Annotated in this window: 15 protein-coding genes; 11 read left to right on the plus strand and 4 right to left on the minus strand. The window is 64.4% G+C overall.

From position 1 onward, the window contains the following. The first annotated feature begins 212 nt into the window (after nt 1-212). The 9 genes from Q7V46_RS16155 (at nt 213) to Q7V46_RS16195 (ending at nt 10222) form a co-directional block, all read left to right on the plus strand. Nucleotides 213-539, plus strand: a complete 327-nt coding sequence (locus Q7V46_RS16155) for a DUF1840 domain-containing protein (protein ID WP_304914585.1) — start codon at nt 213-215, stop codon at nt 537-539. 254 nt (nt 540-793) lie between these two features. Then, nucleotides 794-1480 carry a TetR/AcrR family transcriptional regulator gene (locus Q7V46_RS16160; protein WP_304914586.1) on the plus strand — a complete coding sequence of 229 codons (687 nt, stop codon included), beginning with the start codon at nt 794-796 and terminating at the stop codon, nt 1478-1480. 91 nt (nt 1481-1571) lie between these two features. Next, nucleotides 1572-2525, plus strand: a complete 954-nt coding sequence (locus Q7V46_RS16165; protein ID WP_304914587.1) for an SDR family oxidoreductase — start codon at nt 1572-1574, stop codon at nt 2523-2525. 118 nt (nt 2526-2643) lie between these two features. Further along, a complete protein-coding gene (locus Q7V46_RS16170) occupies nt 2644-4296 on the plus strand; it encodes an acyl-CoA carboxylase subunit beta (protein WP_304914588.1) in 1653 nt (550 codons plus the stop codon). Nucleotides 4297-4318: 22 nt separating this feature from the next. Further along, on the plus strand, nt 4319-5491 hold the full coding sequence (locus tag Q7V46_RS16175; protein WP_304914589.1) for an acyl-CoA dehydrogenase family protein: 1173 nt from the start codon (nt 4319-4321) through the stop codon (nt 5489-5491). A 214-nt stretch (nt 5492-5705) separates the two neighbouring features. After that, nucleotides 5706-6503 (plus strand): enoyl-CoA hydratase/isomerase family protein, encoded by a 798-nt coding sequence (locus Q7V46_RS16180; RefSeq protein ID WP_304914590.1) that lies wholly within the window; start codon nt 5706-5708, stop codon nt 6501-6503. After that, nucleotides 6500-8443: a biotin carboxylase N-terminal domain-containing protein gene (locus Q7V46_RS16185; RefSeq protein ID WP_304914645.1), complete on the plus strand. Its 1944-nt coding sequence runs from the start codon at nt 6500-6502 to the stop codon at nt 8441-8443. Before Q7V46_RS16180 ends, Q7V46_RS16185 begins: the two co-directional genes overlap by 4 nt. Before the next feature lie 83 nt (nt 8444-8526). Beyond that, the gene (locus Q7V46_RS16190) at nt 8527-9690 is read left to right on the plus strand and encodes an acyl-CoA dehydrogenase family protein (RefSeq protein ID WP_304914591.1); all 1164 of its coding nucleotides are present in this window, start codon (nt 8527-8529) and stop codon (nt 9688-9690) included. 49 nt (nt 9691-9739) lie between these two features. Next, nucleotides 9740-10222, plus strand: a complete 483-nt coding sequence (locus Q7V46_RS16195) for a thioesterase family protein (RefSeq protein ID WP_304914592.1) — start codon at nt 9740-9742, stop codon at nt 10220-10222. Nucleotides 10223-10259: 37 nt separating this feature from the next. On the opposite strand, the gene Q7V46_RS16200 is transcribed toward Q7V46_RS16195, so the two are convergent. From Q7V46_RS16200 to Q7V46_RS16215, 4 genes are all read right to left on the minus strand, one after another. Next, complete coding sequence (locus Q7V46_RS16200) at nt 10260-10949, minus strand: hypothetical protein (RefSeq protein WP_304914593.1); 690 nt, start codon at nt 10947-10949, stop codon at nt 10260-10262. A 192-nt stretch (nt 10950-11141) separates the two neighbouring features. Beyond that, a complete protein-coding gene (locus Q7V46_RS16205; protein ID WP_304914594.1) occupies nt 11142-11849 on the minus strand; it encodes an SOS response-associated peptidase in 708 nt (235 codons plus the stop codon). 37 nt (nt 11850-11886) lie between these two features. Then, nucleotides 11887-13623, minus strand: a complete 1737-nt coding sequence (locus Q7V46_RS16210) for a SulP family inorganic anion transporter (protein ID WP_304914595.1) — start codon at nt 13621-13623, stop codon at nt 11887-11889. 86 nt (nt 13624-13709) lie between these two features. Further along, nucleotides 13710-14030: a helix-turn-helix transcriptional regulator gene (locus tag Q7V46_RS16215; protein WP_304914596.1), complete on the minus strand. Its 321-nt coding sequence runs from the start codon at nt 14028-14030 to the stop codon at nt 13710-13712. A gap of 101 nt (nt 14031-14131) precedes the next feature. Between Q7V46_RS16215 and Q7V46_RS16220 the strand changes: the two genes are divergently transcribed. Further along, nucleotides 14132-15016 (plus strand): MBL fold metallo-hydrolase, encoded by an 885-nt coding sequence (locus tag Q7V46_RS16220; protein WP_304914597.1) that lies wholly within the window; start codon nt 14132-14134, stop codon nt 15014-15016. A 31-nt stretch (nt 15017-15047) separates the two neighbouring features. After that, the gene (locus Q7V46_RS16225) at nt 15048-15497 is read left to right on the plus strand and encodes an OsmC family protein (protein WP_304914598.1); all 450 of its coding nucleotides are present in this window, start codon (nt 15048-15050) and stop codon (nt 15495-15497) included. Nucleotides 15498-15503: the final 6 nt, after the last annotated feature.

Here is a 15503-nt window from a genome sequence, read left to right on the forward strand (position 1 = left end):
CAGGGCTCTACAGAATCATTGCCGTTTCCATCCCGTTGTCGACCTCGGCACCCTCCACACAAACCCCACGAGTCTGACGCAGCGCCTACATGGACAAATGTTGACCCTCGACAAGGACCGGAACAGAATGATCGAACAAACCGCCCATATCGGATGTCCGACCACACCTCATTGATGCCAGAATGACCTGACTACACAAGGAGGTCCACAACATGTCTGTTTATCGATTCAAGTCCCGTGAAACCGGTGATCTGGTGATGCTGAAGCAGCACGGCCAGCGCGTGCTGGAGATCATTGGCAAAGACCCGGCGCCCCAGGGCATTGTGCTGCCACAGCAGATGCCGGCTGCGGTACAGGCCCTGCGTGACGCAGCGGTTCAGGAAGAGGCCGATCAAACGCGTCAGCGCGAAGAAGCCCAAGCCAAGGGCGAGCCACCGCCCGAGTTCGATCACGTCAGTCTGCGCATGCGCAGTGCGCCTTTCATTGAGATGATGCAGCGATGCGAACAGGCTGGGGTTGAAATCGTCTGGGGGGTGTGACTAAGAACACCCCCCTGCGCTGCTGACGCGGCTTCCCCCCTCTCTGGCGCGCCGTCGGCGCTTGGAGGGGAGACGCACCCAGTGGCCCGGCGAAGCCGGTTCCACAGGCGCCCTGGACTTGGGGCATTTCGCTCCGGAAGGACTTTCGCGCTCCCTGCGGCATGCGCCAGTTCTGTCCGCGACGCGACAGGCCGGTCTATTTTTACAAAGCGTTTGCTTGCTGAAAATAAAGCGGCCTGCTAAGGTGCGAAGTCATGAGCATCGAGACCGACGTATCAAAACCCTCGCAGGCCGAGCCCGTGCGCCGCGCCCGGGGCAGACCCCGCAAGGCTGTGCATGAACGGGACGACGGAAACCGCCGGCAGGAACTGCTGCGGGCCGCCGCACGCTTGTTTCGTCAGCAGGGCTTTGGCGCCACCAGCACCCGTGACATCGCCACCGCCGCAGGCATGCGGTCCGGCTCGCCCTTTTATCACTTCGAGAACAAGGAAGCCTTGCTGGCGGCGGTCATGCAGGAGGGCATGAAAAGTGCGCTGCAGCGCCAGGCGAGCGCTATGGACACGGCAGTTGCGCAGGCGGCGGCATGCGGCCACACGCTGAGCGCACGGGAGTGCTTCAGGGTACTGGTGCGCAGCCATTTCGAGGTGTTGCTGGGCCCCGACAGCGACTTCATTCCCGTGATGCTTTACGAATGGCGTTCGCTCTCTGCAGCGCAACGCAGCGAGGTGAACCGGCTGAAAGACAGCTACGAGGCGGTTTGGGTGCCGGTGCTCAAGGCCTTGCACGCCAGCGGCGAGTTGCATGGCGATCCGGCGCTGGCGCGCATGATGCTGTTCGGCGCGCTGAACTGGTCGGTGCAGTGGTACGACCCGGCGCGCCAGGCCACGCTGGACGACCTGACGGCGTCCGTGGTGCACCTGTTCCTGAAAAGGCTGGAATGATCCCCTGTGCTGTTCGGTGGCTGCCCTCTCGGTACGTGTTGTGTGGCCAACCATCTGCCGTGGAGCCGATCTTGAAACGTGGAGGAATGACATGAGTCCATCGAACCAGTTGCAACCAGGCTACCGATCGGTCTTTTCCCCTCGCCTGATGGCAGGGAAGGTCGTGATCATCACGGGTGGTGGCTCGGGCATCGGCCGGTGCACCGCACACGAACTGGCCAGCCTGGGCGCCCACGTGGTGCTGGTGGGACGCAATCTGCAGAAGCTGCAGGACACGGCGGCAGAGATCGTGAGCGACGGCGGGCGCGCCAGCTTTCACAGCTGCGACATCCGCAACGAGGCGGCGGTCCAGGCGCTGGTGACGGCCATCGTGGTCGCCCATGGCCGCATCGACGGGCTGGTGAACAACGCCGGCGGCCAGTACATGACCCCGCTGGAGAAAATCAGCGCCAAAGGCTGGCAGGCGGTGATCGACACCAACCTCACCGGTGGCTTTCTGATGGCGCGCGAATGTTATGTGCAGAGCATGGAAGCGCATGGAGGCGCGGTGGTCAACATCGTGGCCGACATGTGGGGCTCCATGCCCGGCATGGGCCACAGTGGTGCGGCCCGCGCGGGCATGGTGAACTTCACCGAGACCGCTGCGCTGGAATGGGCAAAAAGCGGGGTGCGCGTGAACGCGGTGGCGCCGGGTTACATCGCTTCCAGCGGCATGGACCACTACCCGGAAGAGGCCGGTCCCATGCTGCGTGAGATGCGCACCACGGTGCCGCTGGGCCGCTTCGGCAACGAAGCCGAAACCAGTGCGGCCATCGTGTTCCTGCTCAGCCCGGCCGCGAGTTTCATCAGTGGCAGCGTGGTACGCGTGGACGGAGCGCGGCCTCAGGTGCGCATGGGTTGGGGGCAGGTGGCGGCGCCAGCGGATGTGCAGATGCGCGATGCGGTGAAGGCGTTTGAGGGGTTTCACCGGTATGTGATGCCCAAGGTGTTTGCGGGGGACAGCCCTCCATCCAACCCACTACCGCCAGCGGGAGAGGTGGCATGACTCGGCGCGTCGCTGGAAACGTGAGTTTGGGCGCCCAGGGGAGAAGGGCGCAGTGGATCAGCAAGGGCAGTCACTCCCTCTCCCGCATGCGGGATAGGGTTGGGGTGAGGGCCATCGCATGAGCTTCAGCACGGCCTTCAACCCCCACACCGAAGCCGCGCAACAGCGTCGAGCCGCCATGCTCGACCGCATTGCCCAACTGCGCGCACTCGAAGACCGCGCCGCAGCCAAGTCGGCCCAGTCCAAAACGGTGTTCGACAAGCGCGGCCAATTGCTACCCCGCGAGCGCATCGCCCTGCTGCTCGACCCCGGTGCACCCTGGCTGCCGTTGTGCTCGCTGGCAGGATTTGGTCAGGACACCAGAGACCCGGAAAAATCCGTACCCGGTGGTGGTGTGGTGGCCGGCATCGGCTTTGTCAGTGGCGTGCGCTGCGTGGTGGTGGCCAGCGACTCGGGCATCGAGGCGGGTGCCATCCAGGCGCGCGGGCTTGAAAAGATTCTGCGGGTGCAGGAGCTGGCGCTCGACAACAAGCTGCCCTTTGTGCACCTGGTGGAAAGCGCAGGGGCGAACCTCACCAAATACAAGGTCGAAGGCTTTGTGCACGGTGGCTCGCTGTTCCGCAACCTGGCGCGGCACTCCGCTGCTGGCTTGCCGGTGGTCACCGTGCAGCATGGCTCGGGCACGGCGGGGGGCGCCTACATGCCGGGGCTGAGCGACGTGGTGATCATGGTGCGCGGGCGCTCAAGGGCGTTTCTGGCGGGGCCCCCTTTGTTGATGGCCGCGACTGGTGAGGTTGCAAGTGAAGAAGAGCTGGGTGGTGCCGAGATGCACACCAGTGTGTCTGGCTTGGGGGAGTACCTGGCGGAGGATGACCGTGAGGCGCTGGGTTTGGCGCGGCGCGTGGTGGCTACCCTCACCCCCACCCTCTCCCGCACGCGGGAGTGGGAGCAAGGCACCGCACTCGGCGCAAAGGGCGGGGGTGAGGGCGTGTGCGAACCCAAGCTTTCCACCGACGACCTGCTCGCCCTCATGCCCCCCCACCACCGCGAACCGGTGGACATGCGCGAAGTCATGGCGCGCATCGTCGATGGATCGGACCTGCTCGAGTTCAAGCCTCTGTACGGCCCCGCCACGCTGTGCGTGCAGGCCCGCATCGGCGGCCATGCGGTGGGCATCATCAGCAACAACGGCCCCATCGACGTGGCTGGTGCGAACAAGGCCACGCACTTCATCCAGTGGATGTGCCAGCTCGGCCACCCCATCGTCTACCTGCAGAACACCACCGGCTACATGGTGGGCAAAGACAGCGAGCAGGGCGGCATGATCAAGCACGGCAGCAAGATGATCCAGGCGGTGACAGGCGCCACCGTGCCGCAGGTCACCATCCAGTGTGGGGCTTCATTTGGCGCCGGGAATTACGGCATGTGCGGACGCGGCTTCAACCCGCGCTTCCTCTTCAGCTGGCCCAACGCGCGCACCGCCGTGATGGGCGGCGAGCAGGCCGCGCGCACCATGCGCATCGTGGCCGAGGCCGGCATGGCGCGCAAAGGCATCACGCCCGACGAGTCCCAGATGCAGCAGCAGTTCGACCAGATCGTGCAGGTGTTCGAGAGCCAGGCCGACGCGTTTCACACCAGTGGCCTGGTGCTGGACGATGGTGTGATCGACCCGCGCGACACGCGCGCGGTACTGATCTTCTGCCTCGACACCTGCGCCGAATCAGCGCAACACAACCCGCGACCGCTGCCCTTTGGCGTGGCGCGCATGTAAGAAAGCACCCAGGAGACAAGGCATGCAATTCACCCACGAACACCGCGAAATCCAGAAAACCCTCAAACGGTACATCGACGAGCACATCAACCCGCATGTGGACGAATGGGAGGCGGCCGAGATGATGCCCGCGCACGAAATCTTCAAGGGCCTGGGCGATCTGGGCTTGCTGGGGCTGACCAAACCCGAAGCTTATGGCGGTGCCGGTCTCGACTATTCGTATGGCATGGCCATGGCCGAAACGCTGGGCCACATCCACTGCGGCGGCGTGCCCATGGCCATCGGCGTACAGACCGACATGGCCACGCCCGCACTCGCGCGTTTCGGCAGCGAAGAGCTCAAGCGCGACTTCCTGACGCCCGCCATCGCCGGTGACACGGTGGGTTGTATCGGCGTGAGCGAACCCGCGGCGGGCAGCGACGTGTCGGCCATCAGGAGTGTGGCCCGCAAGGACGGTGACGACTATGTGATCTCCGGCCAGAAAATGTGGATCACCAACAGCCTGCAAGCCGACTGGATGTGCATGCTGGTCAACACCAGCGATGGCCCGGCGCACAAGAACAAGAGCCTGGTGATGGTGCCCATGCGCGAAAACGGCAAGCTCCTCAAGGGCATCGAGGTGGCGCAGAAGATCCGCAAGATCGGCATGAACAGCAGCGACACCGGACTCATCTATTTCGACGAAGTGCGCGTGCCGCAGCGCTACCGCATTGGCCAGGAAGGCGCGGGCTTCATCTACCAGATGCAGCAGTTCCAGGAAGAGCGCCTGTGGTGCGCCGCCAGCACGCTGCAAAGCCTCACCAACTGCATCGAATGGACGGTCGAGTGGGCGCAGGAACGCAAGCTCTTCGGTGCCAGTCTGGCCGATCAGCAGTGGGTGCAGTTCAAGCTGGCCGAACTCAAGACCGAAGTTGAAGCCCTGCGTGCACTCACCTACCAGGCATGTGAACACTATGTGGGCGGAGCCGATGTGACCGAATGGGCCACCATGGCCAAGCTCAAAGCCGGACGCCTGAATCGCACCGTTCCCGACACCTGTCTTCAGTTCTGGGGTGGCATGGGCTTCACCTGGGAAAACAAGGTTTCACGCATGTTCCGCGATGGACGCCTGGCGTCGATCGGGGGTGGGGCGGATGAAGTGATGCTGGGCATACTGGCGAAGACCATGGGGATCGCGAAGAAGGCGATGAAGTGAAACCCCTTCACGCGGGCCCCCACCCCAACCCTCCCCCAGAGGGGGAGGGAGCCGAACGCCCGGCACTCTTTGGACAGAGCCGAGACGCCGCTGTCCCCCTCTTTTCCCACACGGCAGAAGGGGAGAGAGCAGAACCTTCCCTCTTTCCCCCTCCCCCTCTGGGGGAGGGCAGGGGTGGGGGCTACCCCGCCCACACATCACAGGACCACCAACCATGACCACACCTCTCACCGTCGAACGCCACGGCGACGTCGAGCACTGGACGCTCAATGACCCCACGACCCGAAACGCCCTCACCGACACCATGGTGCTGGGCCTGTTTGAAGCCTGCATTCGCGCGAAGGCCGATCCCACACTGCGTGGCATCGTGCTCACCGGCGCAGGCGGTGCCTTCTGCGCCGGCGGCAGCCTGAGCAGCCTGGCCGGCGTCATCGGCCAGCCGCTGCAGCCCGGCGAAACCGACCCGCTGATCGCGCTGAACCGCGCCTTTGGCGACGTGCTGCACGCCCTCACCGAACTGCCGCAGTGGCTGCTGTGTGCGGTCGATGGCCCAGCCATGGGTGGCGGCTTCGGGTTGGTGTGTTGTGCCGACATCGTCGTGGCCACCGAGCGCGCGAGCTTTGGCACGCCCGAGGTGACCCTTGGCCTGCCACCGGCACAGATCGCGCCCTTTGTCTGGCAGCGCCTGGGCGACGCCACCGCAAGGCATTGCCTGCTGGGCGGCCTGCGCTGGACCGCGACACAGGCGCAAGCCGCTGGACTGGTGAACCGCGTGGTCGACGACGACGTGCTGGACACCGCCGTGGCCGAAGCCACGCAGGCATTGAATCGCGCTGCCCCGGGAGCGGTGGCTGCCACCAAACAACTGCTTCATCGCCTGCGCGACAAGATGCCCGACCTGCGAGACGAAGCAGCGAGGGCCTTCGCAGCGGCCTTGCGCAGCCCTGAAGCTGCAGCCGGTCTGGAATCGTTCGCCAAGAAGCTGCCACCGCCATGGCTGAAACAACCATGAAGCGGCTGCTGATCGCCAACCGGGGAGAGATCGCCCGCCGGGTGATCCGCACCGCCCACACCATGGGCATCGAAACCGTGGCCGTGTTCAGCGACCCTGATGCCGTTGCCCTGCATGTGCGCGAGGCCACTACGGCCTTCGCGCTCGGCGGCACAAGCTCAGCCGAATCCTATTTGCGCATCGACCGTCTGCTGCAAGCCGCACGCATCACCGGCGCCGATGCGGTGCACCCCGGCTACGGCTTCCTCAGCGAAAACGCGGACTTCGCCCAGGCCGTGATCGACGCTGGCCTGACCTGGGTCGGCCCGCCGCCGGCTGCCATTCGCGCGCTGGGCAGCAAGTCGGCCGCCAAGGCGCTGGCGCTGCAGCACCGTGTGCCGGTGTTGCCTGGCTACTTCGGCGCCGACCAGAGCGACGCCACTTTCATGGCGGAGGCCGAACGCGTTGGAACGCCCTTGATGGTGAAGGCCGTGGCCGGTGGCGGTGGTCGCGGCATGCGTCTGGTGCATCGCCTCGAAGACCTGCCCGCTGCCTTGAAGAGCGCAAGATCGGAAGCGCTGGCAGGCTTTGGCAACGGCGACCTGCTGATCGAACGCGCCGTGCTGCGCCCGCGCCATGTGGAGGTGCAGGTGTTTGCCGATGCACACGGCCATTGTGTGCACCTGGGCGAGCGCGACTGTTCGGTCCAGCGCCGTCACCAGAAGATCATCGAAGAAGCCCCCAGTCCCGCGGTGCCGCCTGATCTGCGCGAAGAGCTGGGGCGCTGCGCCGTGGCGCTGGCGCAGGCGGCGGGTTATGTGGGGGCGGGCACGGTGGAGTTCTTGCTCGAAGAAGCAGATGCTGTAGAAGCCACCACCCCGGCCAGCTTCTTTTTGATGGAAATGAACACGCGGCTGCAGGTGGAACACCCGGTGACCGAGATGCTTACGGGGCTGGATCTCGTGGAGTGGCAGATCCGCGTGGCGCGCGGCGAATTGCTGCCGCTCAACCAAGATCAGATCATCTTCAATGGGCACGCCATCGAAGTGCGCCTTTGTGCCGAGGATGAGCACTTCACCCCGCATACCGGCACAGTGCAAGCCTTCCAGCCGCCGCCGCTCACCCCTGGCCTGCGCTTCGACCACGCCCTGGAAGCTGGCAGCGAAATCACACCCCACTACGACGCCATGCTGGGCAAGCTCATCGCTCACGCACCTACCCGCACTGAAGCCATACAACATCTGTCTCACGCACTCGACGCCACCACCGTGCTGGGCCTGCCCACCAACCGCGTCTTTCTGGCTGCATGCCTGCGCCATCCGGTGTTCGTGGCAGGTGACGCGCTCATTCCTTTTCTGGCTGAACATGGGGACGAGCTGCGCGAACAACTCCAACCCTCACCCGATGCTGTGCTTGCCGGTGTGCTGGCTGCCACCTACCACGCGATGACCCCCGCCGCTGCCCTGCCATCCCCCTTCGCCCGCCCGCTGCGCTGGCAACACGACGGGCACACGCTCGAACTGGCGGTGCAGGAACGAGGGCATGGTGCCCTGAGCGTGACGCTGGGCGAGCGCAGCATTCAAGCAGGCGTAGCCCAGGACAGCGTGACCATCGACGGTGTCTTGTGGCGGGTGCATGCCGTGTCACTCGGTGGCGGCCGCTGGCAGGTCCAGGTGGGCGCACACACGCTGGCACTTCAAGACCTCAGCCACACGCCCCGCGAACGCGAAGGCGGTGCCTCAGCCGCACGCGAGTTGCGGGCACCGTTCAACGGCAAGCTCATCGCCGTGCATGCGTTGGCCGGCGCCGACGTGCAGAAAGGCACACCGCTGTTCGTCATTGAATCCATGAAGCTCGAACACCAGATCACTGCCCCACGCGATGGTCGGGTGGAGGCGGTGTCGGCCTCGCACGGTCAGCAAGTGGCGCCCGGTCAGATCCTCCTTACCTTTTCTGCGTAGCATGAAACAGCCCCTACGCTCACTTTGTTCGCTGCCCCCGGAGGGGGCACGTCAGTGCCCTCGGGCGGCCGGGCGTCACTGACATGACCTCCCAACCAGACTTCAACGCCGAAGACCGCACCGCACTGATTGACACGGTTAAGCGCTTCGCGCGCGAAGCGATTGCACCGAACGTGAATGCGTGGGAGGAAGCGGGTGAATTCCCGAAGGCCTTGTACCCAACGGCCTCACAGCTGGGCCTGTTGGGGCTGGGCTACCCGGAACACCTGGGTGGCACGCCCGCGCCATGGAGCGCACGCAACGCCATGTCGCAGACACTCGCCCGCTTCGGCGGCAGCGGCGGGGTGATGGCCAGCCTGTTCACGCACAACATCGGCCTGCCGCCAGTGCTGGCCCACGGCACAAACGAGCTGCAGGCAGAGGTGATTCCGCCGGTGCTGCGCGGCGAGCAGATCGCCGCTCTGGGGATCACCGAACCCGGTGGGGGCTCCGACGTGGCCGCGCTGCGCACCACCGCAAGGCGGGACGGTGATCACTACGTGATCGACGGCGAGAAGGTCTTCATCACTTCCGGCATGCGCTGCGACTGGATCACGCTCGCCGTGCGCACAGATCTTCAGAGCAAAGGCGCGTCAGGCATCTCCATGATCGTCGTGCCCTGCCACCTGCCCGGCATATCGCGCACCCGGCTGCACAAGATGGGCTGGCTCTGCAGCGACACCGCCCACCTGCGGTTCGACGGCGTTCGCGTGCCCTCGCGCTACCTGCTGGGTGAAGAGGGAAAGGGTTTTCGCATCATCATGGGCAACTTCAACGGCGAGCGCCTGGCCCTGTCTGCGATGGCGCTGGGCTTCGCTGAGGCCTGCTTCGACGAGGCCCTGGCCTGGGCACAACAACGTCAGACCTTCGGTGCAACGCTCATCGAACACCAGGTGATCCGCCACAAGCTCGTTGACATGCAGATGCGCATCCAGTCCACACAGGCGTGGGTCGATACATTGGGTGCGCGTGCCGATGCGGGTGATGTCGGGCCAGACTGGGTGACCGGTGTGTGCCTTCTGAAAAACCACGCCACCCAGGCGATGCAGTTCTGCGCCGATGCCGCGGTGCAGATTCTGGGCGGCATGGGCTACATGCGCGGCACGGTGAGCGAACGCGTCTACCGCGAAGTGAAGGTGATGATGATCGGCGGCGGTGCCGAAGAAATCATGAAAGAACTCGCCGCCCGCCAGCTGGGTCTGGGCTGAAACGCGCCATCTCCGGCACGTTGGCGCACTCCCCCACAATCACCCCACCATGAGCAAAACCATCACGCCTCCCACCGAATTCGAAGCCGAGTTCATCAACGGTCTCAAAAACATCTTCGAAGAAAAGATCGTGTTCAACCAGGTGCTGGGCCTGAAGATCACCAGCCTGCTACCCGACCGGGTGGCCGGGCGCATCGACATGAAGCGCGAGCTGGTGGGCCACTACAGCCACAACCGCGTGCACGGCGGTGTCATCAGCGCCTGCCTCGACGCCATGGGCGGCCTGGCCTGCATGGCCGCCATCGGCGCGCGCCACATGGACGAAGCGCCCGAGCAGCGCCTGCACCGCTTCAGCAAACTCGGCACCATCGACCTGCGCATCGACTACCTGCGCCCCGGCATCAGCGACCACTTCGAACTGCACGCCGAAGTCATGCGCCTGGGTTCGCGTGTGGCCAGCACCCGCATGGAGTTCCGGGGGGCGGACGGAAAACTGCTGTCGACCGGGGCGGGGGCTTATATCGTTTCCTGAGCGCGGCCCCACTCAGGTTCGGGAAGATGCCGGCAGGTCAGCGTTTGCCACCACCGTTTCCGCCGCCCTTGCCACCTCCATTGCCGCCGCCTCGGCCGCCACCGCTGTTGCCACCGCCTTTGCCGCCACCACCGGAACCCCCGTTGCCAGCGCCGCCGCCCTTGCCGCCACCGCCGGAGCCACCGTTGCCGGCACCACCGCCTTTGCCGCCGCCGCTAGACCCCCCATTGCTGGCGCCGCCCTGGTTGCCTGATTTGCCGGCGCCCAGACCGCGCGTGGTGATCGTGTCGCCCGCAGCGGCCAGTCGCTTGTCGCCGGGAGGGTTGCGCTGCGTACGGTCCGCCGTGGTGTCGGTTTCAGTGTCGGAGTCCGTTCTGGTCTTGATGGCGCGCGGCGACTTGTTCGCGGCGCTCACCACATCGCCCAGGCGGACGTTCATCGAGTTGGCGATGGCGCCCCATCCCATGCCACTGTCGCGCATCGCCTGAACACTCGCCTCAGCCGCGCCCAGTTCGGTGCCGCTCGGGTCGGTCACGCCCTGCTGCGCCAGGCTTTCGGCGGCGATCAGGGAAGTGAAGGTCGGCTTCTTCTGCGGTTGGAGCACCGGCGCGGTCACTGGATCGACCGGGTTAACCACCACCACCACGTCCTGGGCCGTGGCAGCCAGACTGGTGAATGCGACGCCCGTGACCAGGGCGCGAAGAAGCTTCGAGAGTTGCGGGTGCATGTGTTGTTCTCCTGAGAGTGGTGGGGAACGCGATGCTAGGTCCACCGAGCCGGCAGAGGCGCGAGCAATTGTCAACAGATGTAGCAATGCCCAAAACGACTTACTCAATCGAGGCGCTTGTGGGCCGCTGCACGGACTTTCCACCTCGCAGGTTGGGTTTCTGTGGCTGTGGCCCCACAGCATGGGCGCCCTCTAAAAAAGGCCATCCTTTTGCTCGGGTTCTGCATCGAACAGATCGGCCTGCGGCAGCTTCAGCAACGCCTGCGCCTGCACCACGGTGCCGGCCAGCCATTGCTCCACATCACCTTGCTCGATGGGGATCACGCTGCGCTTGTCCTGCAGCGCCAGTGGCAGCGGCTGTCGCGAGGCCGGGTCCATTTCCGGCTTGTGCATGCGGCTCATCAGGGGGTGGCTGTTGGCGCCCAGGGTGAGCATGGTGTAAGACTCGTGAACCTCGCCGGTCTGGCGGTCCAACCAGCGGCTCCACAGCCCGGCCAGTGCCCATGGCCGGCCGTCGGCGCGCTTGAATTGCCACCACACGTTCTTGCCCGTTTCCCAGTTCGGTTCATAGAACACGGTGGCCGGCACGATGCAGCGTTGGCCGCGCGCCCACGCATCGCGAAAGCTCGCTTTGCCCGCCATCTCTTCAGATCGCGCGTTGTAGGTGGCGAACTTCACATCGGGTGTGTTCGAGAACGGGGGAATCAATCCCCAGCGCCCGGCCACCAGCTCCAGCGAATACCCCGCATCGTCCCGCGACCTCCGCACGAACGGCCCCTGCTGCCTGGGGTACAGCTCCTGCGCGAACACCTTGGTCAGCCAGGGATCGCTGTTGGCGCGTCCTATGTGCCATTCGCGTTCGATGCAAGCCTGGTCGGGGGAGATGTAGCGGGTGCACATGAGCGGCAGGATATCGCAGGCTCCTGGCCCGGATTCGTCAACCGACTTCGGGTGATAGTTCGCGAATGGCCTGGTAGTGGGTGAGGAACACTTTGCCACTCAGGGCGTGCAGAAACTCGGTCGCTTTCAGCCGGTCCATCACGGGTCCCTTGACTTCTGACAAATGCAGCCGAATGCCGGCGTCGCGCAGGCGCAAGTCGATGGCTTCCAGGCTTTCCAGGGCGCTGCCGTCGATCTCGTTGATGGCCGAACACTGCAGCACCACATGCTCCAGGCCGGGGCGGCTGGCCATGGCGCTGTTGATGCGGTCTTCCAGCGCACGCGAATTGGCGAAGTACAGGCTCTCGTCTACCCGCAGGCTCAGCAGCCTGGGGCTGACCAATACCGTATGCCTCTGAACGTTGCGGAAGTGTTCGGTGCCCGCCACCAGGCCCACCTCGGCCATGTGCGGGCGGCTGGTGCGGTACAGGTACAGCGCCAGCGACACCGCCACACCCACCACCAGCCCGGTCTCCACCCCCACACCAAGGGTGGTCACCAGCGTGGCCACCACGGCGATGAAGTCGGACTTGGCATAGCGCCACGTCTTGCGCAGGATGCTGAAGTCCACCAGCGACAGCACCGCCACCACAATCGTGGCGGCCAGTGTGGCCTGCGGCAGGTAGTAGAGCGCCGGCGTGAGGAATAGGGAGGCCAGCAGAATGCCAAACGCGGTGAAGACACCGGCAGCTGGCGTTTGTGCACCGGCGTCGAAGTTGACGATGGAACGGGCAAAACCACCGGTGACGGGAAAGCCCCCCGTGAAAGCGGCCGAAAGATTGCTTGAGCCGAGCGCCACCAACTCCTGGTCGGGCTCGATGCGCTGGCGGCGTTTGGCCGCCAAGGTCTGCCCGACCGATACAGACTCCACGAAACCGACCACACTGATGAGCAGCGCCGGCACCAACAGTTGCTGCCAGAGACCGAAGTCCCAGACCGGCATGGTGAAGGGGGGAAGACCCTGTGGCACGGTGCCGACGATCCTCACGCCATGCGCCTGCCAGTCCATGCGCCAGGTCAGCAGCGTGGTCACGGCTATCGCCAGCACCGGACCGGTCTTGGCGATGATGTCCGCAGCTCGCGGCCGCAGACCCAGGTTCATCATCAGTGGTTTGAGCCCACTGCGCACCCAGAAAAGAAACGCGATGGTGAGCGAACCTATTGCCAGGGTGAGACCATGGATGTCACCCACCTGTGACAGCAGGGATCGGGTGAGTTCGAAGAAGTTGTGACCTTCGGCCTGCACACCGAAGAGCGTTTTGAGCTGGCTGGCCGCGATCAGGATGCCCGAGGCCGAGATGAACCCCGAGATCACCGGGTGGCTGAGGAAATTGGCCAGGAACCCCAGGCGCAACAGCCCCATGGCCAGCAGCAGAAGGCCGGAGAGAAAGGCCAGCGTGATGGCCACGGCCCAGTAAGCGTCTGATCCCGGTACGGCATGCTGGCCGATGGCTGCTGCCGTCATGAGCGAAACCACCGCCACCGGGCCAACCGCCAGCACACGGCTGGTGCCGAAGATGGCGTAGAAGATCAGGGGAGCCACGCTGGCGTACAGCCCCACTTCGGGAGGCAGGCCGGCGAGCATGGCGTAAGCCAGGCTCTGCGGGATCAGCATGATGGTGACGATCAGCGCCGCCACGCCGTCGCTGACGAATGTTTCCCGGTTGTAGCGACGGCCCCATTGCAGCACAGGCAGCGCAGGCAGCCACTGGCGCCAGGCGGGAGGTGGGGTCATGAGAGGTGCCTCAGGCTGCCAGATTGAACCGATCTGCCGCTGCAAAGAGCCCCGAGGTATGAGATAGCCCCAATGTTGGCCATGGCTTACGGTCTTTCACACACACAGAACTGCTCGTACAGCACCTGGATCACAGCCAGTGCCTTGGGGCTGGTCAGGCCGTAGACGATGTGCTTTCCCTCGCGGCGCGTGCTCACCAGCGCCTCATCTCGCAACACAGTGAGTTGCTGTGACAAGGTGGGCTGGAGGATGCCGAGCAGTTCTTCCAGTTCGCCCACGCGGCGTTCACCCTGAGACAACTGGCACAGGATCAACAATCGATCGGGGTTCGACAGCACTTTCATCAACCGGCAGGCCCGCCCGGCGGCCGACTGCATTTCTTCCAGGTCCATCTTGACGTTCTCCATCGGTGCACTCACTCGTTGGGTTGGTGGGATTGACAAACAATATATTGACAAATATATTGTTTGTCAATATATTGTTAACAGCTCATTCAACAGAGGACACCATGAACACGAAGACAAGCGCAAACGCACAACCCCAGGTGCATGGCATGTTTGATCCTGCCACCTGGACGGTGACCTACGTGGTGCACAGCGGTCCCGGAACCGATTGCGCCATCATCGATTCGGTGCTCGATTACGACGCCAAATCCGGACGGACCCGTCACACATCGGCCGACAAGGTGGTCGACTACGTGCGCGCCAACGATCTGCATGTGCAATGGATTCTGGAGACCCACGCCCACGCCGATCACCTCTCTGCTGCACCCTACCTGCGCGCCGAGCTGGGTGGAAAGATCGCCATCGGCGGAAAAATCACCCAGGTGCAAAAGGTGTTCAAGGACCTCTTCAATCTGGAACCCGAATTCAAGCTCGATGGCTCGCAGTTCGACCACCTTTTCAAGGAAGGCGAGACCATTTCGCTTGGCGCGATGGCGGGAGAGGTGATGTGCGTGCCAGGCCACACACCCGCTTGCGTGGCTTATCGATTCGGCGACGCGGTGTTCGTGGGCGACACCCTGTTCATGCCCGACGTGGGCACCGCGCGATGTGACTTTCCCGGTGGCGATGCCCGTGCGCTCTACGCCTCTACCCGCAAGCTCCTGAGCCTGCCGCCCGAAACGCGCCTGTTCATGTGCCACGACTATCCACCCGACGACCGTCCGGTGGCGTTTGAGACCACGGTGGCCGAGCAGCGGGCGAAGAACATCCACGTGCACGACGGTGTGAGCGAAGACGAGTTCGTCGCCATGCGCACGCAGCGCGATGCCACCCTGGAAATGCCCACGCTGATCCTGCCCTCGGTGCAGGTCAACATCCGCGCAGGCGCGCTGCCGCCGAAGGAAGACAACGGCGTGGCCTATCTGAAGATTCCCTTGAACACACTCTGATCCACCATCCACACGCACCCAGGGCAGCACCATGACCACCGTTTCTGTTTCGCTTCAGCAACAAACCGACTACCGTTTCGAGATCCACTTCGGCAACGAACTGCCCATCCTGATCGCCGATGAACCCGCCCCGCTGGGCAAGGGGGAAGGTCCTTCTCCGGCGCAGTTGCTGTGTGCCGCCGTGGGCAATTGCCTGAGCGATTCGTTGTTGTTTTCCCTTCGCAAGTTCAAGCAGACCCCTGAGCCCATCCGCTGCGACGTGCAGGCCGAAGTGGGACGCAATCCGGAGGGCCGGCTGCGCATTCTCACCATTCACGCCAGCCTGACGCTGGGCGTGCCCGCGAGTTCGCTGGAGCACCTGGACCGCGCCCTGGCGCAGTTCGAAGAATTCTGCACCGTCACCCAGAGCGTCCGGCAGGCCATCCCGGTGCAGGTCACCGTGGTCGACGCAGAAGGTGTCACTCTGCATGACCAGAGCTGACATCAA

It is taken from the genome of Hydrogenophaga sp. (genome assembly GCF_030651625.1).
Classification (GTDB): domain Bacteria; phylum Pseudomonadota; class Gammaproteobacteria; order Burkholderiales; family Burkholderiaceae_C; genus Hydrogenophaga.

What these genes read in the sequence shown, in the direction of transcription:
- Q7V46_RS16155 (WP_304914585.1), top strand. Translation starts at nt 213, where the DNA reads ATGTCTGTTTATCGATTCAAGTCCCGTGAAACCGGTGATCTGGTGATG.
- Q7V46_RS16160 (WP_304914586.1), top strand. Translation starts at nt 794, where the DNA reads ATGAGCATCGAGACCGACGTATCAAAACCCTCGCAGGCCGAGCCCGTG.
- Q7V46_RS16165 (WP_304914587.1), top strand. Translation starts at nt 1,572, where the DNA reads ATGAGTCCATCGAACCAGTTGCAACCAGGCTACCGATCGGTCTTTTCC.
- Q7V46_RS16170 (WP_304914588.1), top strand. Translation starts at nt 2,644, where the DNA reads ATGAGCTTCAGCACGGCCTTCAACCCCCACACCGAAGCCGCGCAACAG.
- Q7V46_RS16175 (WP_304914589.1), top strand. Translation starts at nt 4,319, where the DNA reads ATGCAATTCACCCACGAACACCGCGAAATCCAGAAAACCCTCAAACGG.
- Q7V46_RS16180 (WP_304914590.1), top strand. Translation starts at nt 5,706, where the DNA reads ATGACCACACCTCTCACCGTCGAACGCCACGGCGACGTCGAGCACTGG.
- Q7V46_RS16185 (WP_304914645.1), top strand. Translation starts at nt 6,500, where the DNA reads ATGAAGCGGCTGCTGATCGCCAACCGGGGAGAGATCGCCCGCCGGGTG.
- Q7V46_RS16190 (WP_304914591.1), top strand. Translation starts at nt 8,527, where the DNA reads ATGACCTCCCAACCAGACTTCAACGCCGAAGACCGCACCGCACTGATT.
- Q7V46_RS16195 (WP_304914592.1), top strand. Translation starts at nt 9,740, where the DNA reads ATGAGCAAAACCATCACGCCTCCCACCGAATTCGAAGCCGAGTTCATC.
- Q7V46_RS16200 (WP_304914593.1), bottom strand. Translation starts at nt 10,949, where the DNA reads ATGCACCCGCAACTCTCGAAGCTTCTTCGCGCCCTGGTCACGGGCGTC.
- Q7V46_RS16205 (WP_304914594.1), bottom strand. Translation starts at nt 11,849, where the DNA reads ATGTGCACCCGCTACATCTCCCCCGACCAGGCTTGCATCGAACGCGAA.
- Q7V46_RS16210 (WP_304914595.1), bottom strand. Translation starts at nt 13,623, where the DNA reads ATGACCCCACCTCCCGCCTGGCGCCAGTGGCTGCCTGCGCTGCCTGTG.
- Q7V46_RS16215 (WP_304914596.1), bottom strand. Translation starts at nt 14,030, where the DNA reads ATGGAGAACGTCAAGATGGACCTGGAAGAAATGCAGTCGGCCGCCGGG.
- Q7V46_RS16220 (WP_304914597.1), top strand. Translation starts at nt 14,132, where the DNA reads ATGAACACGAAGACAAGCGCAAACGCACAACCCCAGGTGCATGGCATG.
- Q7V46_RS16225 (WP_304914598.1), top strand. Translation starts at nt 15,048, where the DNA reads ATGACCACCGTTTCTGTTTCGCTTCAGCAACAAACCGACTACCGTTTC.